Source organism: Candidatus Hydrogenedentota bacterium, from assembly GCA_016791475.1.
Taxonomy (GTDB): domain Bacteria; phylum Hydrogenedentota; class Hydrogenedentia; order Hydrogenedentales; family JAEUWI01; genus JAEUWI01.
Genome location: JAEUWI010000056.1, coordinates 1 through 20,248 on the forward strand (window position 1 = coordinate 1; position 20,248 = coordinate 20,248).

General features: G+C 62.8%; 15 protein-coding genes. 5 read left to right on the plus strand and 10 right to left on the minus strand.

Features of this window, described 5'->3' with window-relative positions:
• Positions 1 to 136 precede the first annotated feature (136 nt).
• The 3 genes from JNK74_22940 to JNK74_22950 all read right to left on the minus strand — a co-directional run bounded on the left by JNK74_22940 (position 137) and on the right by JNK74_22950 (position 6,601).
• Complete coding sequence (locus tag JNK74_22940; protein ID MBL7649044.1) at positions 137 to 4,150, minus strand: IPT/TIG domain-containing protein; 4,014 nt, start codon at positions 4,148 to 4,150, stop codon at positions 137 to 139.
• A 350-nt stretch (positions 4,151 to 4,500) separates the two neighbouring features.
• Positions 4,501 to 5,361 carry a prolipoprotein diacylglyceryl transferase gene (locus JNK74_22945; GenBank protein ID MBL7649045.1) on the minus strand — a complete coding sequence of 287 codons (861 nt, stop codon included), beginning with the start codon at positions 5,359 to 5,361 and terminating at the stop codon, positions 4,501 to 4,503.
• A 115-nt stretch (positions 5,362 to 5,476) separates the two neighbouring features.
• Positions 5,477 to 6,601, minus strand: a complete 1,125-nt coding sequence (locus JNK74_22950) for a hypothetical protein (protein MBL7649046.1) — start codon at positions 6,599 to 6,601, stop codon at positions 5,477 to 5,479.
• A gap of 134 nt (positions 6,602 to 6,735) precedes the next feature.
• On the opposite strand from JNK74_22950, the gene JNK74_22955 reads away from it, so the two are divergent.
• The 3 genes from JNK74_22955 (at position 6,736) to JNK74_22965 (ending at position 10,062) form a co-directional block, all read left to right on the plus strand.
• Positions 6,736 to 8,403 carry an SUMF1/EgtB/PvdO family nonheme iron enzyme gene (locus JNK74_22955; GenBank protein MBL7649047.1) on the plus strand — a complete coding sequence of 556 codons (1,668 nt, stop codon included), beginning with the start codon at positions 6,736 to 6,738 and terminating at the stop codon, positions 8,401 to 8,403.
• Positions 8,404 to 8,534: 131 nt separating this feature from the next.
• Positions 8,535 to 9,278 (plus strand): FKBP-type peptidyl-prolyl cis-trans isomerase, encoded by a 744-nt coding sequence (locus JNK74_22960; GenBank protein MBL7649048.1) that lies wholly within the window; start codon positions 8,535 to 8,537, stop codon positions 9,276 to 9,278.
• 85 nt (positions 9,279 to 9,363) lie between these two features.
• Positions 9,364 to 10,062: a DUF1499 domain-containing protein gene (locus JNK74_22965; protein ID MBL7649049.1), complete on the plus strand. Its 699-nt coding sequence runs from the start codon at positions 9,364 to 9,366 to the stop codon at positions 10,060 to 10,062.
• Here JNK74_22965 and JNK74_22970 read toward each other — a convergent pair.
• The gene (locus tag JNK74_22970; protein MBL7649050.1) at positions 10,053 to 11,519 is read right to left on the minus strand and encodes an FkbM family methyltransferase; all 1,467 of its coding nucleotides are present in this window, start codon (positions 11,517 to 11,519) and stop codon (positions 10,053 to 10,055) included. The two genes, JNK74_22965 and JNK74_22970, sit on opposite strands and share 10 nt — an antisense overlap.
• Positions 11,520 to 11,679: 160 nt before the next feature.
• Here JNK74_22970 and JNK74_22975 point away from each other — a divergent pair, with 160 nt between their 5' ends.
• A complete protein-coding gene (locus tag JNK74_22975; protein ID MBL7649051.1) occupies positions 11,680 to 12,447 on the plus strand; it encodes a hypothetical protein in 768 nt (255 codons plus the stop codon).
• A gap of 7 nt (positions 12,448 to 12,454) precedes the next feature.
• On the opposite strand, the gene JNK74_22980 is transcribed toward JNK74_22975, so the two are convergent.
• The gene (locus tag JNK74_22980; GenBank protein MBL7649052.1) at positions 12,455 to 14,095 is read right to left on the minus strand and encodes a hypothetical protein; all 1,641 of its coding nucleotides are present in this window, start codon (positions 14,093 to 14,095) and stop codon (positions 12,455 to 12,457) included.
• 103 nt (positions 14,096 to 14,198) lie between these two features.
• Positions 14,199 to 15,560 carry a sulfatase-like hydrolase/transferase gene (locus JNK74_22985; GenBank protein MBL7649053.1) on the minus strand — a complete coding sequence of 454 codons (1,362 nt, stop codon included), beginning with the start codon at positions 15,558 to 15,560 and terminating at the stop codon, positions 14,199 to 14,201.
• Positions 15,561 to 15,735: 175 nt separating this feature from the next.
• Between JNK74_22985 and JNK74_22990 the strand changes: the two genes are divergently transcribed.
• Positions 15,736 to 16,185 (plus strand): hypothetical protein, encoded by a 450-nt coding sequence (locus JNK74_22990; GenBank protein MBL7649054.1) that lies wholly within the window; start codon positions 15,736 to 15,738, stop codon positions 16,183 to 16,185.
• 235 nt (positions 16,186 to 16,420) lie between these two features.
• Here the strand turns inward: JNK74_22990 and JNK74_22995 are convergent, their stop codons facing one another.
• The 4 genes from JNK74_22995 to JNK74_23010 form a co-directional block, all read right to left on the minus strand.
• Positions 16,421 to 17,239 (minus strand): flagellin FliC, encoded by an 819-nt coding sequence (locus JNK74_22995; protein MBL7649055.1) that lies wholly within the window; start codon positions 17,237 to 17,239, stop codon positions 16,421 to 16,423.
• A gap of 263 nt (positions 17,240 to 17,502) precedes the next feature.
• On the minus strand, positions 17,503 to 18,624 hold the full coding sequence (locus JNK74_23000) for a tetratricopeptide repeat protein (protein ID MBL7649056.1): 1,122 nt from the start codon (positions 18,622 to 18,624) through the stop codon (positions 17,503 to 17,505).
• Positions 18,625 to 18,627: 3 nt separating this feature from the next.
• The gene (locus JNK74_23005; protein MBL7649057.1) at positions 18,628 to 18,939 is read right to left on the minus strand and encodes a hypothetical protein; all 312 of its coding nucleotides are present in this window, start codon (positions 18,937 to 18,939) and stop codon (positions 18,628 to 18,630) included.
• A gap of 20 nt (positions 18,940 to 18,959) precedes the next feature.
• Entirely contained in the window at positions 18,960 to 19,844 is an 885-nt protein-coding gene (locus JNK74_23010; GenBank protein ID MBL7649058.1) for a hypothetical protein, read from the minus strand.
• Between the last annotated feature and the right edge of the window lie 404 nt (positions 19,845 to 20,248).

The window sequence follows — 20,248 nt, forward strand, 5'->3', positions numbered from 1 at the left end:
CATACGACCCATACGACCCATAAGACCCATAAGACCCATAAGACCCATAAGACCCATAAGACCCATAAGACCCATAACCAAAACGGCGGCGCGCAATCTCTTGCGCGCCGCCGCCACGAAACGTTACGGAATCAAATCAGCCCTTGCGAGTCAGGCGCCGCTTGCGGCGCGCGATAAACATCGCCGCCATGGACAGCACCAGCACCCCGAAGAGCACCGGCGACGTCAACGCCAGCTTGCCCAGGAAAACCACCGGCACGAGGGCCAGGCGGACCATCGCCGCGAGCGCGGGGCTCTGGGCGACCCAATCGGCAATTGCCGGGCTCACGTGGTAGTACACATCCACGAACGCCGTGCCCGCCGCATTGTCCAGCAGGTAGGTATCGCGCACATCCCGGAGCACGTCAATCTGAGCAGTCATGGGCGTGTCATAAGCCGCCGTGGCGATGAAGCAGGGGCCACCGCCGCCGCCACCCGAGCCGCCGGCGATCAGGCCAAGCAAGGCAAGGAGGAAGCCCAGCAGCGACACGATCGGCAGGTCCTGACCCTGGCGCGGCGTGTATTCAAAGAATGCCGGCAGGGTGACCGCCGCCGTGTCCGGATTGGAGGCGAGGAAGATCGTCACATCCGTGATGCCCGTGCGGTTGGTGGCCGGCGTGCGGAACGTGAACGTCGTTTCGCTGGCGCCCGGAACAGACACGAAGTCGTCCGATTCCACCGTGACACTGACCTGCTTCGAGGCCTGCGTCGTGGTCAGCGTTACGTGGTCCACCCAGGCCAGACCGCCTTCAGGCGAAACAATCGTGACTTCCGTGCCGCCCGCCGTCGTTCCGTCGAAGGAAACATCGGCGTTCGCATCCAGAATCGAATCCACCAGGGCGTCCGGGATGCTCGCGCCGCGTCGCAGCGAGAAGCCGTTCAGGCTGTAGAGCCGCGCCTCGTTCACCGCGTCGATCGGGGTGTTATCCGTGACCGTCGGTGTCAAGCTCGGGTCGACTTCGGTATTCAACAGACCCGACTGGTAGGCCACCATCGCCGTTTCGGGCACGGTCAGCTCGCCGGTCGTATAGTCGAAGGTGCTTTCCACGCCGAACCACGTGAGGCCGGTGCGAACCACGCCCGCGTTGAAGTCGTCGTCGTTGGTAACGAAGGACAGCTCGATGGGGGCCAGCTCAATCGGCTCGCCCGTGGTCGAGTCGATGACGGGCTCGCCACTCTCGTCCAGCAAGTAGCGCGACCGCGCGCCCGCGGCGAAGGCGCCGCCGGTGGCCGGGTCCGTCGACGGAAGTCCGACGGAGGGCGTGTTGTTCTTGGCGTCGCTGAAGTCAATGGGCTCATAGAAGTACAGGGCGAAGTCGTTGATGCCGCCGCCCAGCGTTGAGCCGGCGTCCACACCCTGTCCGTTGAGCACGGTGTCGATAGCGCCGGTGCCCAGCGGACCATCGGTCTGCTTTGCGCCCGTGGAGGCCGTGCGCACAATGCCGTAGGTGCGACCGCCATTCGCCACCGACGGAATCGTGATGGTGCCGAAGTCGTTTTCGCCCAGCGCCACATCCAGCGAGGCCACGCCCTCGTCACCATCGTAGTAGTAGGCCGTCGTGTTGACGGTCTCGCCACGGGTGTATCGGTTGTAGCGGAAGCTGTTGAAGATGGACGCCGTCTCCTGGCCGTTGTTCGCCACCGTCACCGAAACGTCCACGAAATCACTGTTGGACATGTCGGGGCTTTCGGGAACAATCACCTCGATCGTGTTGCCGCCATCGCCCACACGGAATCCATCCACTTCGACGCCGCCTATCTTGATGACGGTGCCTTCGCTCAGATTCTGACCCGTTATCTCGGCCACCACGCCACCGAAAATCCACGCCTCGGCGGGTGTGATTCCGGTGATGACGGCTTCGCCGACCGTCTGGAACGCCTGAAGCTCACCGATCGCAAGGCGCTGATCGTTGTTGGTGTCCAGGCGGCCAAACTGGTCAACCGTCAGGGACGGATTGTAGAGTTGCGCTTCCACAAGCGTCAGCAAACCATCGTTGTCCGTGTCCGCCTCGTCAAAGTTCGCGATGAAATCCGCAGCGACTTCCTCGTCGGTCGGCTCAACTTCGCCTTCGCCTTCGCCTTCGCCTTCACCTTCACCTTCGCCTTCACCTTCTCCCTCGCCTTCACCTTCTCCCTCACCTTCGCCTTCACCTTCTCCCTCACCTTCGCCTTCGCCTTCACCTTCACCTTCACCTTCGCCCTCACCTTCACCGCCCGGCGTGCCGAAGGTCACGGCCAGAACCTGATCCTGATCAATGTTGAAATTCAGCGTGTTCGCTTCCGTGACGTTCTCGGTCACGTCGAAGCCGCCCAGCAGCACTTCCAGAATCTCCAGGCCTTCGCCCGGAGTGAAGGTCGCAACCAGCGCCTCGTCCTTCACATAGATCCCGCCGGAAGTTTCGCCGCCCAGGGCCGCGGGGTCGATGGTTACGGCACCGTCGCCTTCCACTTCGACCGAAAGTTCCACGGTGGCGGTGAGCGTCGCCGCATCCGTCAGCGTGACGCTGTTGCCTTCATTGCTGTTGTCCACGACCGTAACGGTAACGGGCGTATCCACCGCCTCGCCGCTGATCACATCCAACGGCAGGGAGGGCGTGGTGACATAAAGCGCGGTCGACGTCGCCGCGATTCCCGTCTGCTTGCCGACCAACTCGATTTCGCGGAAGGTCGCGGCCACGCCGTTCAGCGTCACCGTCAGGGCTTCGGCGGCATCCGCCGCATTCAGCGGCGTCTCGCCGATGATCGGGAAGGCGCCGTTGATGACGATATCGAAATTCCGTTCCGCGGGAAGCAGATCGGGGGTAACGCCGCCCACCTCCAGCGCGGCGGCAAACGGGGCCACCAGCGAAAGGGTCGAAAGGTTTACATTAATGTCGCCGTCGATGGAAAGGGGCGCGGCGGAAAGGAGGGACCAATCGCCGTCGGCGGCCGATTCCAGCACCACGGCGGAGGCATCACTCGTGCCGGAGGCCACGCCATAGGCATAGAGCTGCACGCGATCCAGTTCTTCTTCGGGGAATTCATCACCGGCGATGAAAAGATTGACTTCCAGATCACCCAGGTCCGATATCGAAGTCATGTCGGCGGTCGAGGTGCCGGCGACGATGCTCATCGCCACGTAGGGAGACCCGGCAAGAATATCCAGCGGCTGCGCGGCGGCAACGGCCGTCGCCCACTCGCTCTGGCTTCCACCCGTCGTGTTCTCGTCGATGGCGCCGTTCAGATCGCCAACCACTTCCACCAGGATAAAGGCGGAGTCGCCTTCCTGAATCAGTCCCTCGGCCAGCAATTCGCTGGTGGTGGGAGCCGTAACCATGACGTTACCGGCGGCCAGAACGATGTCCTGAGCCACACCCTTGCCGAGGTCGTTCAGATTCGCCATCAGCGCCGTGCGGCTTCCGCCATTCACCGTCACCGTGGCAACGGAGCTCTCCCCGGTGTTCACAAAGGTAAAAGGATCGTCCGGGAAACCGTTGGCGTCCGCATCGATATCCACCGACTTCAGCGTCAGGGCGATGGCGTCTTCCGCCGCGTTGACCGCCTCATACGTGTAGGTCGAGGCCTGCTTGGCATCCGCCACCGCGTTGACCAGCGCGTAGATCAGCACCGCCGTCGCCTGGCCGTCCGTGCCGGAAACGAAGCTGCTGAGCGGCAGGGTGCTGGAGAAATCGGAAAACACGCCGTCCTCCGAGACGACGCCGTCGGCACCCGTGGTGTACACGCCGTCATTCGTCTGCCAGGGCGCAACCTGTTCACCCTCGTCGTCCGCCTCGTTGGCCACATACGTCACCGTCGTGTCGTTGCCCGAGCCGGGAACCGTGGCGCTGAGCATCAAGTCGATCTCGCCCTCATTCGAGGTCGGAACCAGAATCGTATCGCCGGTGCTGTAGGGCGTGGAATCCAGCGTTATGACACTGGCGCCTTTATCGGCCAGCGCGCCCCCCTCGTTCAGCAGGATCATGTCCAGGAACTGACCGAAGTCAATCCGCCCGTTACTCCCGGCGGCACTGGTACGGTCCGCGTCGTGGGACGGCACCAGGCCGATCCCGAACGCGAGTACCACCATCATGCTCACGAGCGATGCGAGCATTAGTTTCTTGCTGGTCCCCATTCTGGCTTCTCCTCTACACCGTTGGTATTGCTCAGGATACGCAGACGCCCCACGTCGCGGAGACAAAGGGACCACCTGTCGTAACGCTTTCAAGTCTGGGTTAGAAATTGCACTTGAGAAAGTCCCCTCCGACCCCGAAACGGGTCTCGCAGGCCGATACTGAGGCGGACATAACACACCAATTCTGGTTTTGCTTAGTATAGATAAGCGCTAAAACCTTGTCAACACTTTATCTGGCGGGGGAAACACATAACCATATATTCCGCCGCGCAGCCTCATGGATGACCACCCGCACAGTGCGACAGATGCGCATTATGCCCTCCGGCCGGTTTCCCGGGGGAACCGCCGCGCTATTTCTCGCTGGAGGCCGGGCCCGCACTGACCGGTGCCCGCCAGATCGTCTGGAACAGAACCACATAGGTACAGGCCGCGCTCAGAAACAGGCCCAGGGCCACCGCCTGACTCACGGTCATGAACCCGAAAACGGACCGCACGCTTTCCCCCCGGAAGGACTCGTCGGTGAAACGCAGGATACCGTAGAGCAACGGATACAGCAGCATCACGGAGCCGTCGTACTTCTTGTGCTTGTAGGCGTAGCGCATGACGAGAAAGATGCAGAAGAGACCGCAGGACTCGTAGAGCTGGGTGGGGTGAACCGGCAGGGAATGTTCCGCGGAGCGGGTGATCAGGCCATCTTCCAGTTGCCGTCGCCAGGCCAGGCTGAATTTGGGAAAAGAAACGCCGGTGAAGGCATCCGTGGGATATCCCCAGCAACAGCCGTTAAAGAAGCAGCCAAGTCGGGCAATGGAGTGGCCCAGAGGCAGAAAGGGCAGGCCCACATCGCCCATCTTCAGGAAGGGCACGCGCTTGTACTTGATGTACGAGATCCCCCCAATCACCCCGCCGATCAGACCGCCAAAGAAGACCTGGCCCCCCTCCCACAGGAAGAACACACGGTACCACTGGTAGGGATTTCCCTCGTCATCCACCCAGGTGAGTCCGTACTGGAGATACCAGTAGATCTTGGCACCCAGCAGCGCGCCAAAAAAGATCCAGACCCCGCCCGCGGGCGTTACGTTGAAGGGGTGCTCCAACTTATAGTTCTCGCGCACGGCAAGCAGCACACCGACCAGAAAGGCGATGGCCGTGGCGACCGTGTAGGCGTGGAAGTCCATATTTAAACTGTCGATGGAGAACAGGGTTGGGTTCATACTGGAATGAGCCTCTTACGCGAAACGCCGCCGCAGTGATTCAGGTTGGGTTGACCAAGGCCGGAACAAGACCGCCCATTGTGTCACAGGTTCCAGCCGCGTATCGAACCGGCCGTCAGGCACCCGAGCGCGCCTTCGGGCGCATGGGTGCCGTGGAAAGCGCGAGCAGCAGTACCGCCGAGGCAAATAGCGTACCCATCGCCGCGAAGCGCGCGCTGCCCGCCGTGCGGAAGCCCTCGGCGGGCGCCGCGCTCAGGGGGCTCTCGCAGCCCTCCTCGGAACGGGCCTTCACCCAGTAGAAATAACGTACTTCCCGCAGCGTGTCGGGCGCATTGCACCCTTCCCCGGGAACGACTTCCGGCACGAGGGCCGTAATATCACTGAAGGTTGCCTCGGCCTGCCAGCCCTCGCCTATGGGTGCGGCCGTGGCCGCATTGTTGGCGGTATTCCGGTAGACACGGTATTCGATTCCCGCGCCCGCCACGGCACTCCACGATACAAACACGCTGTCACTGCGATTCTGGGTCGCCGTCACGCCGCCCGGGGCGACCGGCGGAACACAACCGATGGGTACCGCCACATCTTCGTAGCGATAGGTCACATCGACCACCTCAAAATTCCCGGGCGAGGTTTCCACACTGCGCGCCGCCGATGTGGCCACCGCCGTGACGCCGCCGTTGCCGTCGGGAATCAAGACTTCGGCCCCTTCGCTTACGCCGGCAATTTCCGTCGTCGTTCCCTCGGCAGCGTCTTCCGCGACCTGAAACGCCACGGTAAACAACTCGCCCGGAGCGATTTCGAGCATATTCAACCCCTGAATGCTCACCCCGAGCACGCCCTCGTCACCATAGGTCTCGGAGTCGATGCTCTTTCCCGATCCGCGCAGGTTCTCCGAGGGGCGCAGTGCGCTGAAGGTGGCGATGGTGTTGCCCTCACCGTCCAAGATGGGTTCGCCGGACAGGGCATCGCGCAGAACGAGTTCATAAGCGTCTTCCACCGGAGTGAGCACGGCGGGATCGTAGGCAAGAAAAAGCACCAGAGATTCGGGCAGGATATCATCCGCTTCCATCGTCACCGTCACTTCAATGGCGTCCCCGGCGTTTCCGGTTGTTGAGCCCAGCCGAAGTGTTATATCATTTCCTTCCTGGGCGGCGGCAAGCCCCATGCCCGCAGCCCACATAAGCAGGCTGGCCAAGAGGATAGCGGGCGCGGTGGCCGAACCGAACAGTTTCCGGGACATACAACATACTCCTTCAGAATGGAATCGAGATTGCCTAGCCTAATGATTGCACCAATGCTCAGTCAAGTACCGCGCGCCGGTCGCCGAAACACAGCGCCTTGTGTATTTCCGCCCCTAACGTGTACGATTTCAATATGATACAGGTTACTTGCGCACACTGCGGCCTCCGGATCATGGTGCCACCTACAGTACAAGGGAAGCAGGGCCTTTGTTTCAATTGCGCCCAGCCCCTTCAGATACCCTCCGCGGGCGATATCAACCGGCACATCAACTTACAATACGAGCAGGGCGACAAAATCGCTGACCGCTATGTCATCGAGCAGCACGTGGGCAAAGGCGGCATGGGCGTGGTTTACCGCGCCCACGACACGCTTGTGGACGAGACGGTTGCCCTCAAGTTCATGAACCCCAAGCTCTTGAGAACCTCCAAGGGCAAGCGCCTCTTCATCCAGGAAGCCCAGATCGCCCGGCGCCTCCGCCACGAAAACATCGTGGCCGTGCACGACGTAAGCTGGACCAACGAGGGCATCCTCTATCTTTCCATGGAGTTCGCCGAAGGCCAGTCCCTCCGCACCTACCTCCGGAAACACCGCACCGAGCGCCGCTACATCGACGTGCGTCTTTGCGTAACCTATATCACCCAGATACTTCGGGCCCTCGAAAATGCCCACCGTACCGTGATCCATCGCGATATCAAGCCCGAAAACCTCATCCTCATGCCCGGCGAACGTATCAAGGTACTCGATTTCGGTCTGGCCAAGGCCGTGCAGGAGGAGTTCCTCAAGCACGACGCGGACGAAAAACAGCCCAACCAGGTCATCGGCACATTGGCCTACGCGGCCCCGGAGCAACGCCGCGGCATGACGGTCGATCCCCGAACCGATATATTCGCCGTGGGGCTGGTCTTCCACGAACTGCTGACCCTGCGTACACCCATGGACGAGCCCGTCACCGTGGAACGGGTCCGGGAGGACGTGGCCCCCTCACTCCTCATGGTGCTGAAAAAATCCCTCCACGAAGAAAAGGAGCATCGCTGGCAGAATGCCCGCGAGTTCCGCCGCGCCCTGGAGGGGGCCTTCAACGAGTCCTACCGGCGTCTGACCGAGCAGATTGAGGTCAATACCGAGCGGGGCGCCGTCTCCACCGAAAACATGGTGTTTATGGAAGGCGGCAACTTCATCATGGGCAACGATGCCTACCGGGAATCGGCCCCCGAGGCGGAAATCTACGTCGCCCCCTTCTGGATCGATGCCTACCCCGTGACCGTTAAACAATACCAGGCCTATCGCGAGGCCACCGGCGTGCCCGAGCCCAAATACTGGCGGGACCCGAACTACAACGGCCCCGATCAGCCCGTCATCGGCGTGACCTGGCAGGAAGCCCAGAAATATGCGGAATGGGCCGGAAAAAGGCTGCCGACGGAGGCCCAGTGGGAGTTTGCCGCCCGAGGCAAAGAAAACCGAAAGTATCCCTGGGGCAACCTTTCGCCCGACACCACCCGCTGCAACTATGCGGACTATCTGGGCATGCCCTCCATCGTGACCATGCACGAAGACGGTCGGACACCGGAAAACGTGTATGATCTGGCCGGAAACGTCATGGAATGGACCCTGGACCCGTTTATCCCCTACAAGAAAATCCGCCAGGAGCCCGACATCATCCTCGATGCGCCGCGCCGGGCCGTGCGCGGTGGCTGCTTCAACTCCTCGGCCGACGAACTCCTCACGAGCGTGCGCCGGGGTATCTTCCCCGAGTCGCAATTGACCACCGTGGGCTTCCGCTGCGTCTTGCCCGCCGGATAGGCGGGAGCCTCCAGATGATATTTTGATTTTCATCCCTTCCAGACGATAAGCTGTCCCGATTGTCCGGGCTGCAAGGCGCGACATGGTATCGAAAATCCTCCCCTTTTCCATCAACCCTAAGGAACACATGAATGAAAAACGCAATGCGCCTGGCCTCCCTGACCGCGGGAGCCGTCGTCATGACCCTGACGATGTCCGCGAACGCCGCTGAAGAAGCCGCCGCCGCGCCGGCCCCCAACCTCGAGTCCGAGATGTCCAAGGAAAGCTACGCCGTGGGCGCAAACATCGGCCGCAGCATCGCCGAGCCCGGTATCGAGCTGGACCTGGACGCCTTTCTGGCCGGTTTCAAGGCCGCCTATGCCAAACAGGAACTGGCCATGAGCGTGGAAGAGATCCAGGCCGCCATGATGTCGCTGCAGGGCAAGGCCCAAGCCGCGGGCCAGAAGAAAATGGAAGAAGCGGGCGCCACGGCCAAGGCCGAGGGTGAGGCGTACCTGGCCGAGAACGCGAAGAAAGAAGGCGTGAAGGTTACCGAGAGCGGCCTCCAGTACAAGGTCGTCACCGAAGGCACCGGCGCCATTCCCACGGCCGCCGACACCGTCAAGGTCCACTACACCGGCACCTTCACCAACGGCGAAAAGTTTGACAGCTCCGTCGACCGCGGCGAGCCCGCCATGTTTGGCGTGACGCAGGTCATCAAGGGCTGGACCGAAGCCCTTCAGATGATGAAGGTCGGTTCGAAGTGGCAGCTTGCCATCCCCTCCGATCTCGCCTACGGCCCCGGCCGCGGCTCCATCCCCCCGAACGCCGTGCTGCTGTTCGATGTCGAGCTGATCGATATCGTGAAGCCCGAGGCGGCCGCTGCCCAGCAGTAATCCAATCGCATGCCCCGAACGGCAGCCGCGGAATGCGCGGCTGCCGTTTTTTGTTCCCCTTGTGTACCCCGAAGCGGAGCCAGTCATGTTTGGAAAAGCCACGATCACCATCGCCCTGTCCTCCGTCGTGTGCGTGATTGCCGGCCCCGGCCTCGCCCACGTCGGGCTCCTGCCGCCCCTCGTCGGGCTGGCGCTCTTCGCCTTCAGTGGGTTGATGGGCATGGCGGCGATTATCGCCTCGGCTATCTCCGCGCTTCGATTTCGCGCGTGGTTTCCCTCCCTCGTGGGCATGCTCGGCTGTCTGCCCCTCATCGCCGTCGCCGCCGGCACCATCGATGGACTTCGCTACCCCCCCATCAATGATGTCGCCACCGATCTCGCCGATCCCCCGGCGCTGGTCCACGCCGCGACCCTCCCGGAACTGGCTGATCGGGATCTGACCTTTCCCGCCGGAAACGTGGAGGTGGTCGCCGCGCACTATCCGGAATTGAAACCCCTCCATCTCAAGGAGCCGGCCCTGCAGGTGCACCAGCGCGCGCGGGCCATCGCCGCCTCGAAACCATTCGGCTGGACCATCACGATGGAAAGCGAAAACTACGGCGGTTTCGAGGCCATCGCCGAAACCCGGCTCTTCAAGTGGAAAGACGATGTGGCCGTTCGTATCCGCCCCGAAGGAGAAGGCACCTGCATTGTGGACGTGCGCTCCCGCTCCCGGGAGGGCAAGGGCGACCTGGGCGCCAACGCGCGACGCATCCGCCACTTCCTGGAAGCCCTTCAGGAGTAGGGGTGACGGTTTCGCGCCCAGACAATCGCCGAGGACGTGCCTTCAAAATGGGTCAGGGGCCGCCGCCGGGAGGTCTCCCCGTAGTTGTGAGACTTGGCCACCTGCACGTCAAATCCGGACCTCTCCAACAGCGCCAGTATTCGCACCAGCCGTTCCGAGTCCAACCCGCCCCCCTGGTGAACCTCACAGAAGATCTGCCCCACGTTGGGGAGCAAGTCCGATGCCTCCGCCAACACCTCCCACTCCGCACCCTCGATATCCAGCTTCAGAAAATCCACCGGCTCGCGCAGATAGTCGCTCAAGGGCACACAACTGACGGATATCGCCGATACCTCGTCCCCCTGGCCCGCGCGTCGATCCACCAGCGAACCCGCCATACTCCAGGTTGCGGATGCGTAGAACGTTGCCTCGCCGCAGTTGGCCGCGAGCGCGTGGGGCAGGATTTCCACATCCTCCCAGCCGTTGCGGGCGGCGTTCTCTTCCGCCATCGCGCGAAGGGCCGGATGGGGTTCGAAGGCCGTAATCCGCGCCTGGGGATAGAGCGATTTGAAGTAGTAGATCGCCATGCCCATGTGTGCGCCGCCGTCGATGATACGCGGGCGCACTGAATCGCAGGCGAAGTAATAGGCTTCGTTCAGCAGAATTTCATGCAGCAAGGTCCACAGGGAGTGACGGCAGGCGAAACGCAAGGTCCCATGGGCAAGGCGGACCGTATCGCCCTCCGTGATGGCGTCAATGATCCGCCCGCGCACGTGTTCGGGCCGCGCGATGCGCGCGATTGACGTCCGAATCCGCGCGCCGAGTCCCCCGTCATCCGCCGACAGAATGGGCAGCAGTTGCTCCCAGGTCCTCGCGAGTTCCAGCATGGCGTAGAGCCGGGGCTCGCCCAGCACACGCTCCTGAAAGCCATCCATGCGCGTCAACAGTTCCAGGGGCTCGGGACGGCCCGCGAAGAGCAGGGCGCCGGCCAGTGCGGCCCGTTCCGACGCATCGAGGGAGGCCAGCACGGGCACGAGCGCCCCCGCGCCCCGCACCCGGAGAACGTGGCGCAACAATGCGGCATCATCCTCAAAGAGCAGCGCGGTGAGCGGAGCCCCCTGTCGCGCGCGGGCGATCATGGAAAACCAGGCGGGATCGCCTTCCAGCATGATCGCCTTCAGCGCTTCATGTCCGCGACGGGCGAGCAGGCTCTTGAGCAGGCGATAGTCGTCCTCAAAGAGGAGCCCCTTTAGCGCTTCATGGTCCCGCGGGGACAGCAGGCGCTTGAGCAGCCGAGCGTCCTCGTCGAAAAGCAGCGCTCTCAGGGGCGCGCAATTCGATGACAGGGCCAGGGAGCGGAAGCGCCCGGCATCGCCCCGCAGGAGCAGGCGGGCGAGGGCCCCTTCAGCCCCCGGAAGCCGCAGCACCAGCTTCATGAGCCATCCGGCAACTCGGCCCGTCTTTTCGGTAGTGTCCATATCAGTTCCAGTTTGCCCATACGCCGTGAAGGATGGTATCACATGCGAATTCATCGGCGAAGTGAACACGATGAGCCGCCCCGCCCGAAACACCCCCTGGACTTGTCTGCACGGGACGAAACCTGCTTCAATGACGCTCCCCAACCACTGGAGTTGCCCCGTGATTTCTTACCGCATGACCGAACGCCCCGCCGCCCTGACCATCATCGTGGCCCTTCTGCTCGGCGCATGCGCCTCGGCCCCCCAAAGGCCCGATCCATTGAAACCCTTCACGCTCGTGGCCTTTGGCGACTCCACCACGGCGCCGCGCGAGGTGGACGGCGCGGCACTCCGGGTCTACGCCGACATCCTCCAGGAGGATCTCGTACGGCGCGGAATTCACGGAACCGTCATCAATGCCGGGGTGGGTGGAAACAACACGGATCAGGCCCGCGCCCGTTTCGACACCGACGTGCTGGCCCACCATCCCGATCTGGTAATCATCCAGTTTGGGCTCAATGACTCCTGCATCGATCTCTGGGACGGCAAGGACCGGCCCCGGATCTCGCGGGAGACCTATGCCGCCAACTTGCGGTATTTCGTGGAGAGCCTGCGCGGTCGGGACTGCGACGTTATTCTTATGACAGCCAATCCGATGCGCTGGACCGCACCGCTCATCAAGCTCTATGGCCGCGCGCCCTACGACGTGAATGATCCCTGGGGATTCAACCTCACCAACCGGGAATACGGCGACGCGGTACGCGCACTTGCGGCGGAACTGGACGTTCCGCTTATCGATGTGTATCAGCGGTTCTACGATTATGACGGCGTGGCGGGCCAGGCCACGGAGGATCTGCTGCTGGACGGCATGCATCCGAATAGTCGGGGCCATGCCATGATAGCGGGCTGGCTGCTGAAAGAGATGGGGACGCTGCGCGGGGTGCCCTGAGGCGCGCTCACTTCCAGCCTTCAAGTGTCAGGGAACGCTCCGGAACGCAGAAAACAACCCATTGCGCGGTCGCCAGCTCATCGGCTTGCCCGGACGCCAGCCACGCGGGAATCTCCGGATCCGGCAGGTGCTTTTCGGGAAGGGCCACGGGAAAGCCGAGGGCCCGGGAGAGATGGGCCGCGAAGGACGCGCCGCGCACGTGATGGAGAATTGCGAGACTGCCCGCGGCGAGCACCGGACTGGCGGGCGCGGGCCGGAACAGTTCCCCCTTCCCATCGCGCACACTCTGAATCGCATGCGCCTCTTCCGGTATGGTAGCGCGAAGCTCCTCCGGCAGCCCCGCAACCAGGCGCTGCTCCACGGGAATCTCATCCACCTTTTCCGTGTAGGCCTGCCGTAGTCCCTCGGGCGCCAGCAGGCCCATTTCGAGAAGCCTTGGCGCGCACCACTCGGCCAGGGCCTTGAGCGTCGCGCTCGGCACATCCCCGTCGCCATTCCAGAAAAGTGGGATACCCTCGGATTTCATTGTCCAGAGCACGGGGGCCGGGTCAAGCACCAGCACATCCTCCACAAGCAACTGCTCCACGAGCGCCGCATGGGCGGAGAGGTTCACGGGAAGATCAATGGCGGCGTCACTGAACGCGCCAAAAGTGAGTTGGATTCGTTCAGGAACGGGAATGACCACAAGCTGTACGCCCCGGGCGTTCAGCGCCCGTTCCGCCCGACGCAAGGCCGCGCGCGCGGGCCCGAAGAAATCGGAATCGCGCGGCGCGCTGTGCTGCGCAAACCAGTCCAGTTCTTCCCGCGCGGCTACAACGTGTTCGTCGCCGAGTATACTCCGGCCCGGGGCGCCCCCGGCGCTCAGAAGACGGGCGGCCGCATCGCGATTCGGCGTGGTGGCCCGGGCCCAGGACTCCACACCACCGTAGAGTGCGGCCTGGCCCCGGATCTGATCGAGGGCCTGCCCCACGAGCGCGCGGCGCGGCGCGACGTCCGCAACATTCACGGGTTCGGTCGCCTCCGCGCTTTCTTCGAGGCGCCAGGCGGACCAGACCACCGCGCCGGGAAAGGCGCTGCCGGCAAGGGCATGGCTGGAGAGAAGGACGGTGCCCCCGGCCCGGGTGCGGAAGGTGCCTTTGAAGCGCGCGGGGGTCTCGCCGCGCACCTCAACCACGCTGCGCGCAAGGGTGCGACGCGGCCCGCCGTCACCGATTTCGACAGCGCAAATCGCCGCCCCGAACCCGGCGGTGGCCGACGCAATGACCTCCAGCCGGTACTGCGTGTCGGGTGCGAGATTCACCTTCGTGCTGAAGCCCTGTTCGGGCGGCGCGTCGGTTCCGGGTCCCCGCCAGGTCTGGCGCGCCGTATACCCGGTTGCGCCGAGATGACCCCGCTTTGCATCGCGCACGAGAGTCGATTCCGAGATTCTTGCCGGCGCGTGGAAACCCTGCGGTGCGGGCAGGCCCGCATGCCACACCTCGAAATTTCCGTTTGGCAACAGGGCATCCGCGTCCGATTCATCCACACGCTCGACCGAGATCATGCGCCATGTGCCCGGCGCGGGAGACGTAGCGACGGGCGGGCTCTCGGGTCCGCAACCCGCGAGAAGGGACAAGGAGATGGCTGTGAGCGTTCGGGAGATTGACATGCGGGGCGTTACACTTTAGACGAGGAAAATAGACCGATCCATCGGAGTTGGGCTGCCGCTTGAGTGTATGCCGGGTCTGGCGGTAATTACAAACGGCGGCGCGTCACGGGCCCGCCACAGCCCGCTGAAGCCAGGCCTCGTGCAGCGCTTTCAGCCGCGCCAATTGCTCCGGGTCCGACGCGCTGCGGTTTTCACGTTCTTCCGGATCTCTTGCCAGATTTACGAGGTAGTGCGACGGCAGCGACTCCCCCGGAGGCAGGGTCGGGTCCTGAGGATTCCCGATCAACTTCCAGTCGCCTTCCCGCACCGCCCACTGCCCCTGTTCCACCGACCCGGTCAGCCAGTGAAGAACGCTATGTGGGGTGGGCGCTTCCGCCGATGCAATCACGGCGGCAAGACTTTTTCCATCCAGGGACGACCCGGGCAGTTCGACCCCGCAAAGGTCGGCAATGGTGGGAAGCCAATCGCATCCGTGGGCCAGTTGAGTCCGAACGGCTCCACCTTCGATTTTCCCGGGCCAGCGAATGATGGCGGGCACGCGAAGTCCCCCTTCGAACATGCTGAACTTGGCGCCGCGAAGCGACCCCGCGCTGCCGCCGCCGAAGTGGGCGCGCTCTTCCACGGAGTGGCCATGATCGGACTGAAAGATGATAATGGTGTCCTCCGCAAGCCCGAGGGCTTCCACCCGCGCCACCAGCGCGCCGATCCGCGCATCCGCGCTGCTCAGAAACGCCCCGTAGAGATTGCGCGGATAGGCCATCGACGCCGCCGCATACGTGTCCAGCCACTCGGGTTCGCCCTGGTAGGGGTAGTGCGGCGCGTTCATGGCGAAGTAGATGAAGAAGGGCTCCTCGCGGTGGGCCGCCATGAAATCTCCCGCCTCCTCCACCATCAGATCCGGAAAATATTCGCCGTCGTGATGCACCTCGACTCCGTTGCGGTACAGGTCGTGCACATTCGGTCCAGACCAGTAGAAGAAATGGGAGTAGTTGTCGATACAGCCCCCCATGTGGCCGAAGGAATGGTCGAAACCCTGACCGTTGGGCATCGTCTCGGGCGTGAAGCCCAGATGCCACTTGCCGATGTGCGCCGTGGCGTAACCCGCGCCCTTCAGCATCTCCGCAATCGTCACCCGGTCCGGCGGCATGCCGGCCTCGCCCCGCGTGGAAGAGACATTGCCCGGCACGCCCGCGCTCAGGGGATAGCGTCCCGTTAGCAGCCCCGCGCGTGACGGTGAGCACACCGGGGCCGGCGCATAGAACTGCGTGAATCGGAGGCCCGTGGCCGCCAGGTGATCAATCGCGGGCGTCTTGATATCGGAGCTGCCATAACAACCGGCGTCGGCCGAACCCTGATCGTCGGTGTAGATGATGATAACGTTTGGATGGGTATCGCGCGCGTGGGCGATTGGGGCGGCGAGACTGAACAGGAATATTGTGAGACGAAACGCAACGTGGGACTTCATGGGGAGAGTACCTGTGGGTTCAAACGAGATGCCTGTATTCAGACTCTCAGCAATTCTGGTCGGATCGGAGTAGGAGGCGCGGGGCATCATGCCATTCATCTGTCTCCGATGCAAGCGGACGGTGTACCCACGCATCCGTGAGTTTCTTTCGTTTCCGTGGTCGCCTGAAAGCGTAATGACCAAGGAGCGCACCGAAGAACGGAGTGTTAATCAAAAAGTGACGATCGACCCCAAAGACGTTCTTCTTCAAGAGAAGGGTGGCTCATCCGGATCGGGCGTACTGTTGGACCTTGCTGGCAAATTCATCGGGCTCCGCCGTTACATTGATCGGGGTGAAAGCGCCAGAGGTATGATTCGCGATGAGCTTCCCACGTGGGCAACGGTATTAGCTCCGCAGGAGCGGCAGTCAATAGCCTGGGGCGTAAGTCCCAGGTTGACGCTTCGCCATCCGTTTGAATCCGCGAAGCGGATGGTAGGGCAATACCACATGATTCTGACATCCGCTTTGCGGATTGGCAATGTCGTGGTCCGGATAAGCGGTCCGGAAATCTCGACCCGCGCTTCACCACGTTTCACTCGTATGGAAGCCAAAGGCTCTGGCGGATTGGACCTGTACCTGGATTAGCCGCCCCCTTTCAGGGGCCTTCCTCATACCCCCGGTTCTACCGGTGATTACTGATTCGAAGCGACTTCGCGAACAATTGCCGGGAGATTGCCTGTGCCCGCGATTTCTGGACGATTCTCGCCTCGAGAAGCCCACATGGTTAAACGAAGGTACGCTCAAACCGGGCGCACCACGAAAAAGCCCGGCGCGGAGACGCCGGGCAATCCAGTCACGATAAAGTTTTTGAGGGAACCGCTTATCCGCCGAGCAACTGGAGGGCCGTCTGCGGGACGATGTTGGCCTGGGCCAGTACGGTCGTGCCAGCGCTGACCAGAATCTGGTTGCGGGTGAATGCCTGGGTTTCGAGGGCGACGTCCGCATCGCGGATTGCGCTTTCCGAGGCCGCCGCGTTTTCTTCCTGAATGCCGAGGGTCGCGATGGTAAACTCGAGGCGGTTCTGCAACGCACCGAGAGCGGCCCGGAGGTTGTTGATGCTCTGGAGTGCCGCATCCACCGTGCTCAGGGCGCCTACCGCGCTGGCGACGGAGGAGATGTTCACCGCCGACACACCCAGGTCGCTGGTGCGCGCGCCGCTCACCGAAACCAGCAGGGTCTGGCCCTGTTGCGGGCCCGTCTGCAAGGTTACCGTCTGCGCGGAACTCAGAACGCCCACACCGTTGAAGTTCGTATCCAGCGCGATATCGTCCAACTGGTCGAGCAACTGCCGCACTTCCAGGTCGAGAGACCGGCGGTTCGCCGCGCTATTGGTGCCGTTGGCCGCCTGGATGGCCAGTTCGCGAATACGCTGGAGAATATTGGACGATTCCGTCAGCGCGCCTTCCGCGGTCTGCACCAGGTTGATACCGTCCTGCGCGTTTCGCGCCGCCACGCGGCTGCCGCGCACCTGGGAGCGGAAACTTTCGGCGATGGCGAGACCGGCGGCGTCATCCGCTGCGCGATTGATGCGCAGACCGCTGGACAGGCGTTCGAGGGATTTGTTGAGCTGCAACGTGTTGTGCCGCAGGATGCGGCTCGTATTGAGGGCAGCGACGTTGGTATTAATGCGAAGACCCATGATGACAATCCTCCGTGACTGGGTTAGCCGCTGCATCCGTGCATTGGCTGAGGCGACCGCGCTGCGGCGGGCTCGCTTCGATTAAGACTATCGGCAGAGATGGGGGAGGACTTTAGTGGGAAGGATGAAGGATGAAGGATGAAGGTTGAAGGTTGAAGGTTGAAGGTTGAAGGATGAAGGTTGAAGGATGGTGGATGGAGGATGGAGGATGCCGCAGAGCCAACTATCAACTATCAACTGTCAACTATCAACTATCAACTGTACTATTCATCCGATAACAACCGCTCATAAAGCGTGCGGGCTTCCACGTGCGCGGGGTGGCGCTCAAGAAGCCGGGACAGCAGCGCCAGGGCCTGCGGGCGATCACCGCAGGCTTGTGCCGCGATGGCCAGATAGCGCTGATTCTCCGGGTGCTCCGGATTCAGGGCCTGCGCGCGGGCAAAGGCGTCCCGCGCCCCGGGCCAATCATCCAGGCGCACGCGGGCCACGCCCAGGTTGCGCCAGGCCTCTTCGCTCCCGGCGTCGAGGCGTAAGGAAAGTTCCAGGGCCTGCACTGCCGGGGACAACTGCCCAAGCAAGAGAAGCACGCCGCCGAGATCGCGCAGCCACATGGGGTTGCCGGGGTCGAGGCGGACGGCCTCCCGGTAGCTCTCCAGGGCCTGGGGCAGTTTCCCCATATCGACATATTGATCGCCGAGTTCGTGGCGCGCCCGGGCGTCCCGCGGGTTCTCGGCCACTTTCTTGAGGCCGAGCTCCAGATAGAGGTTCTGTTTTCTTACGCGGGCTTCGGGCGACTGGTTGAGGTGGGGGTAGTGGTGAACGGGCACGGAAGCGTCGGCAACCTGGACCCCAAGGCGCTCCAGAGAACAATGAACAAGCTCGTGAACGGCCCCCTCAAAGGCGACACCGGGCAAATTCGGAAAGAGGCGCACCTTGGCGCTGGGAAACCAACCACGAAACCCCGCCGCACGAGCGTCCTCCCCTTGGGCCCACACGAAGCCGCTCGCGGTTGATTCGTCGGTGTAGTTGCGCGTCACAAGCCGGTAGCACCGATCCGGAGGGCCGGCGACAAGGGCGCGAAGGGCCACCCGGTCTTGGGGCGCGATTCGCTCGTCCGCATCGAGGCTGAGAATCCATCGCCCCGTGCAGGGCCGAAGGGCGGCATTGCGCGCGGCGGAAAAATCGTTGCGCCAGGGGAAGCTGGAGGTCACACAGCCCCGATCGCGAAGCAGGGAAAGGGTGTCGTCCTCGGAACCGGTGTCGGTAATGCAGATCTCATCAACCAAGTCGCCCAGGGCATCGAGGAACGCGGGAAGACGCCCGGCCTCGTTGCGCACGATCATGGAGAGGGACAGGTCGGGCCGCCTGGGGCTGGTCCCCGCCACGACTTAGTCCTCGGGTACGGGCAGGGTCCGTGGGCTGGGCGATTCGCCGTGCCGGGGACCTCCGGGGGGCGGAAGAACGCCCGCGCCGATGAGCGCCTCGAAGGTGCGCCGGTCCACGCGATCTCCGCTGGTCACAAGGCGTACGGTCCCCTCGACGACGATGGCCACCTGGCGGATGGGCTTGCCCTTGCGGAGGACTTTATTGCCCTTCAGCATGCTTTCATAGGCAACGACATACAGCTCGGGCTCGACGGCCGGGCGGGCGCCGCCTTCCTTCCCGGAGGGGGGCAGATCACGTCGTTTTCCAAATAACACCTGGGCGCTCCTTCCCGGAATCAGGCCGGGGGGCCGGACGGGGTGGCGGCTGATGGAAGGGCTTCGGCCTCGCCCTGCCCGGGGGGCACGGGTTCCAGGCCGGAAGCGGCTTCCAGCAGGGCAAGCGCACCGCGCGCCCGCTCCTTCACCACTTCGTCCGGGTCATTATCTACACATTTTCTCAGTATCTCAACATGCTCACGGGCGCCAAGTTGCCCGAGCACACTTACCGATTTCAGTCGCGCGGTGGCGGACAGCCGGGTGTCGAGCACCGCTTCTCCATAAATCCCGATGAAGGGTTCCACCAGGTGAGGCGGCATACCCAGAACAACCTGCTCGCGGATGGACGCGCTGGTTTCGGGATCATCCCAGAACCGCTGCAGTTGCTCCTGGACCAGCTCGGGGTGAAAGCTTAACAACACCCCCACCGCCGTCTCGCGAACCGGGCGCTGGCGGTCCGCCAGCAACATCTTCATTCGTTCCAGCGCACCGGGCGTGCTCAGCATCCCAAGAACATGGGTCGCCATCTTGCGCGTCTCTTCATCCCGCTCCTGACTGGTCCAGCCGAGTAGACGCTCTTCAAAAGGCGCCAGCCGGTCCCGCTGGGTCGTCAGACAGATAATCGCGACAATCTTCTTGTCGGCCGGAACTGTGGGATCCCCCACATACTCCACCATCGGAGCCAGGCCCGCCTCGGACGACGCCAGGGCGCTGCTGAGGGCCACCGCCCGCTCCATATCACGTTCCATCGGGGCCGCATCCGCTATGGACCGCCACTCGGCCCAGGAGTCTCCCGAAGGTTCCGTTACCTCGGGCGGCGGGGCCGGTGGAAGCGGCGCTTCGCACCCAAAGAGGGCGAATGCCAGTCCGCACAGCGGAAATACCCGCAGGAATGGTATGAACACGGTCACTCCAAAATCTGGATCAGCACGCTACAGCCAGTACGGCCTGGGCCGCAGTCACCACAGTGGTCGCAGAGCACAACAACAATATACGAGCACGCGAGACGTGTACACCTCAATATACGGTAGATTACCACAACGTAAAGGGAATTACCATCTTTGGAAAAACCCAGGGCAATCGCACTGGAAACGCTTTCGGGTTGGGTGCGGCTCGCATGCGGTTGTCGACGAAATGTTGTCACATTGTCAGTCTCCAGACGCTTTGGCCGCATTCGGGTCATGGGAGGTGTATTCCACATTCGAACACTTCGCGACCTCAGCATGACTAAGTGCCACTATATCATCAGGTTAGGCAGCGGCAAATGCGGTGTCATATCGGTCTCTTAAGTTGGCATCGCAATTGCTTA

Excerpts from the sequence above, each read along its gene's own strand:
- JNK74_22940 (MBL7649044.1), bottom strand. The coding sequence starts at position 4,150 with ATGGGGACCAGCAAGAAACTAATGCTCGCATCGCTCGTGAGCATGATG.
- JNK74_22945 (MBL7649045.1), bottom strand. The coding sequence starts at position 5,361 with ATGAACCCAACCCTGTTCTCCATCGACAGTTTAAATATGGACTTCCAC.
- JNK74_22950 (MBL7649046.1), bottom strand. The coding sequence starts at position 6,601 with ATGTCCCGGAAACTGTTCGGTTCGGCCACCGCGCCCGCTATCCTCTTG.
- JNK74_22955 (MBL7649047.1), top strand. The coding sequence starts at position 6,736 with ATGATACAGGTTACTTGCGCACACTGCGGCCTCCGGATCATGGTGCCA.
- JNK74_22960 (MBL7649048.1), top strand. The coding sequence starts at position 8,535 with ATGAAAAACGCAATGCGCCTGGCCTCCCTGACCGCGGGAGCCGTCGTC.
- JNK74_22965 (MBL7649049.1), top strand. The coding sequence starts at position 9,364 with ATGTTTGGAAAAGCCACGATCACCATCGCCCTGTCCTCCGTCGTGTGC.
- JNK74_22970 (MBL7649050.1), bottom strand. The coding sequence starts at position 11,519 with ATGGACACTACCGAAAAGACGGGCCGAGTTGCCGGATGGCTCATGAAG.
- JNK74_22980 (MBL7649052.1), bottom strand. The coding sequence starts at position 14,095 with ATGTCAATCTCCCGAACGCTCACAGCCATCTCCTTGTCCCTTCTCGCG.
- JNK74_22985 (MBL7649053.1), bottom strand. The coding sequence starts at position 15,560 with ATGAAGTCCCACGTTGCGTTTCGTCTCACAATATTCCTGTTCAGTCTC.
- JNK74_22990 (MBL7649054.1), top strand. The coding sequence starts at position 15,736 with ATGACCAAGGAGCGCACCGAAGAACGGAGTGTTAATCAAAAAGTGACG.
- JNK74_22995 (MBL7649055.1), bottom strand. The coding sequence starts at position 17,239 with ATGGGTCTTCGCATTAATACCAACGTCGCTGCCCTCAATACGAGCCGC.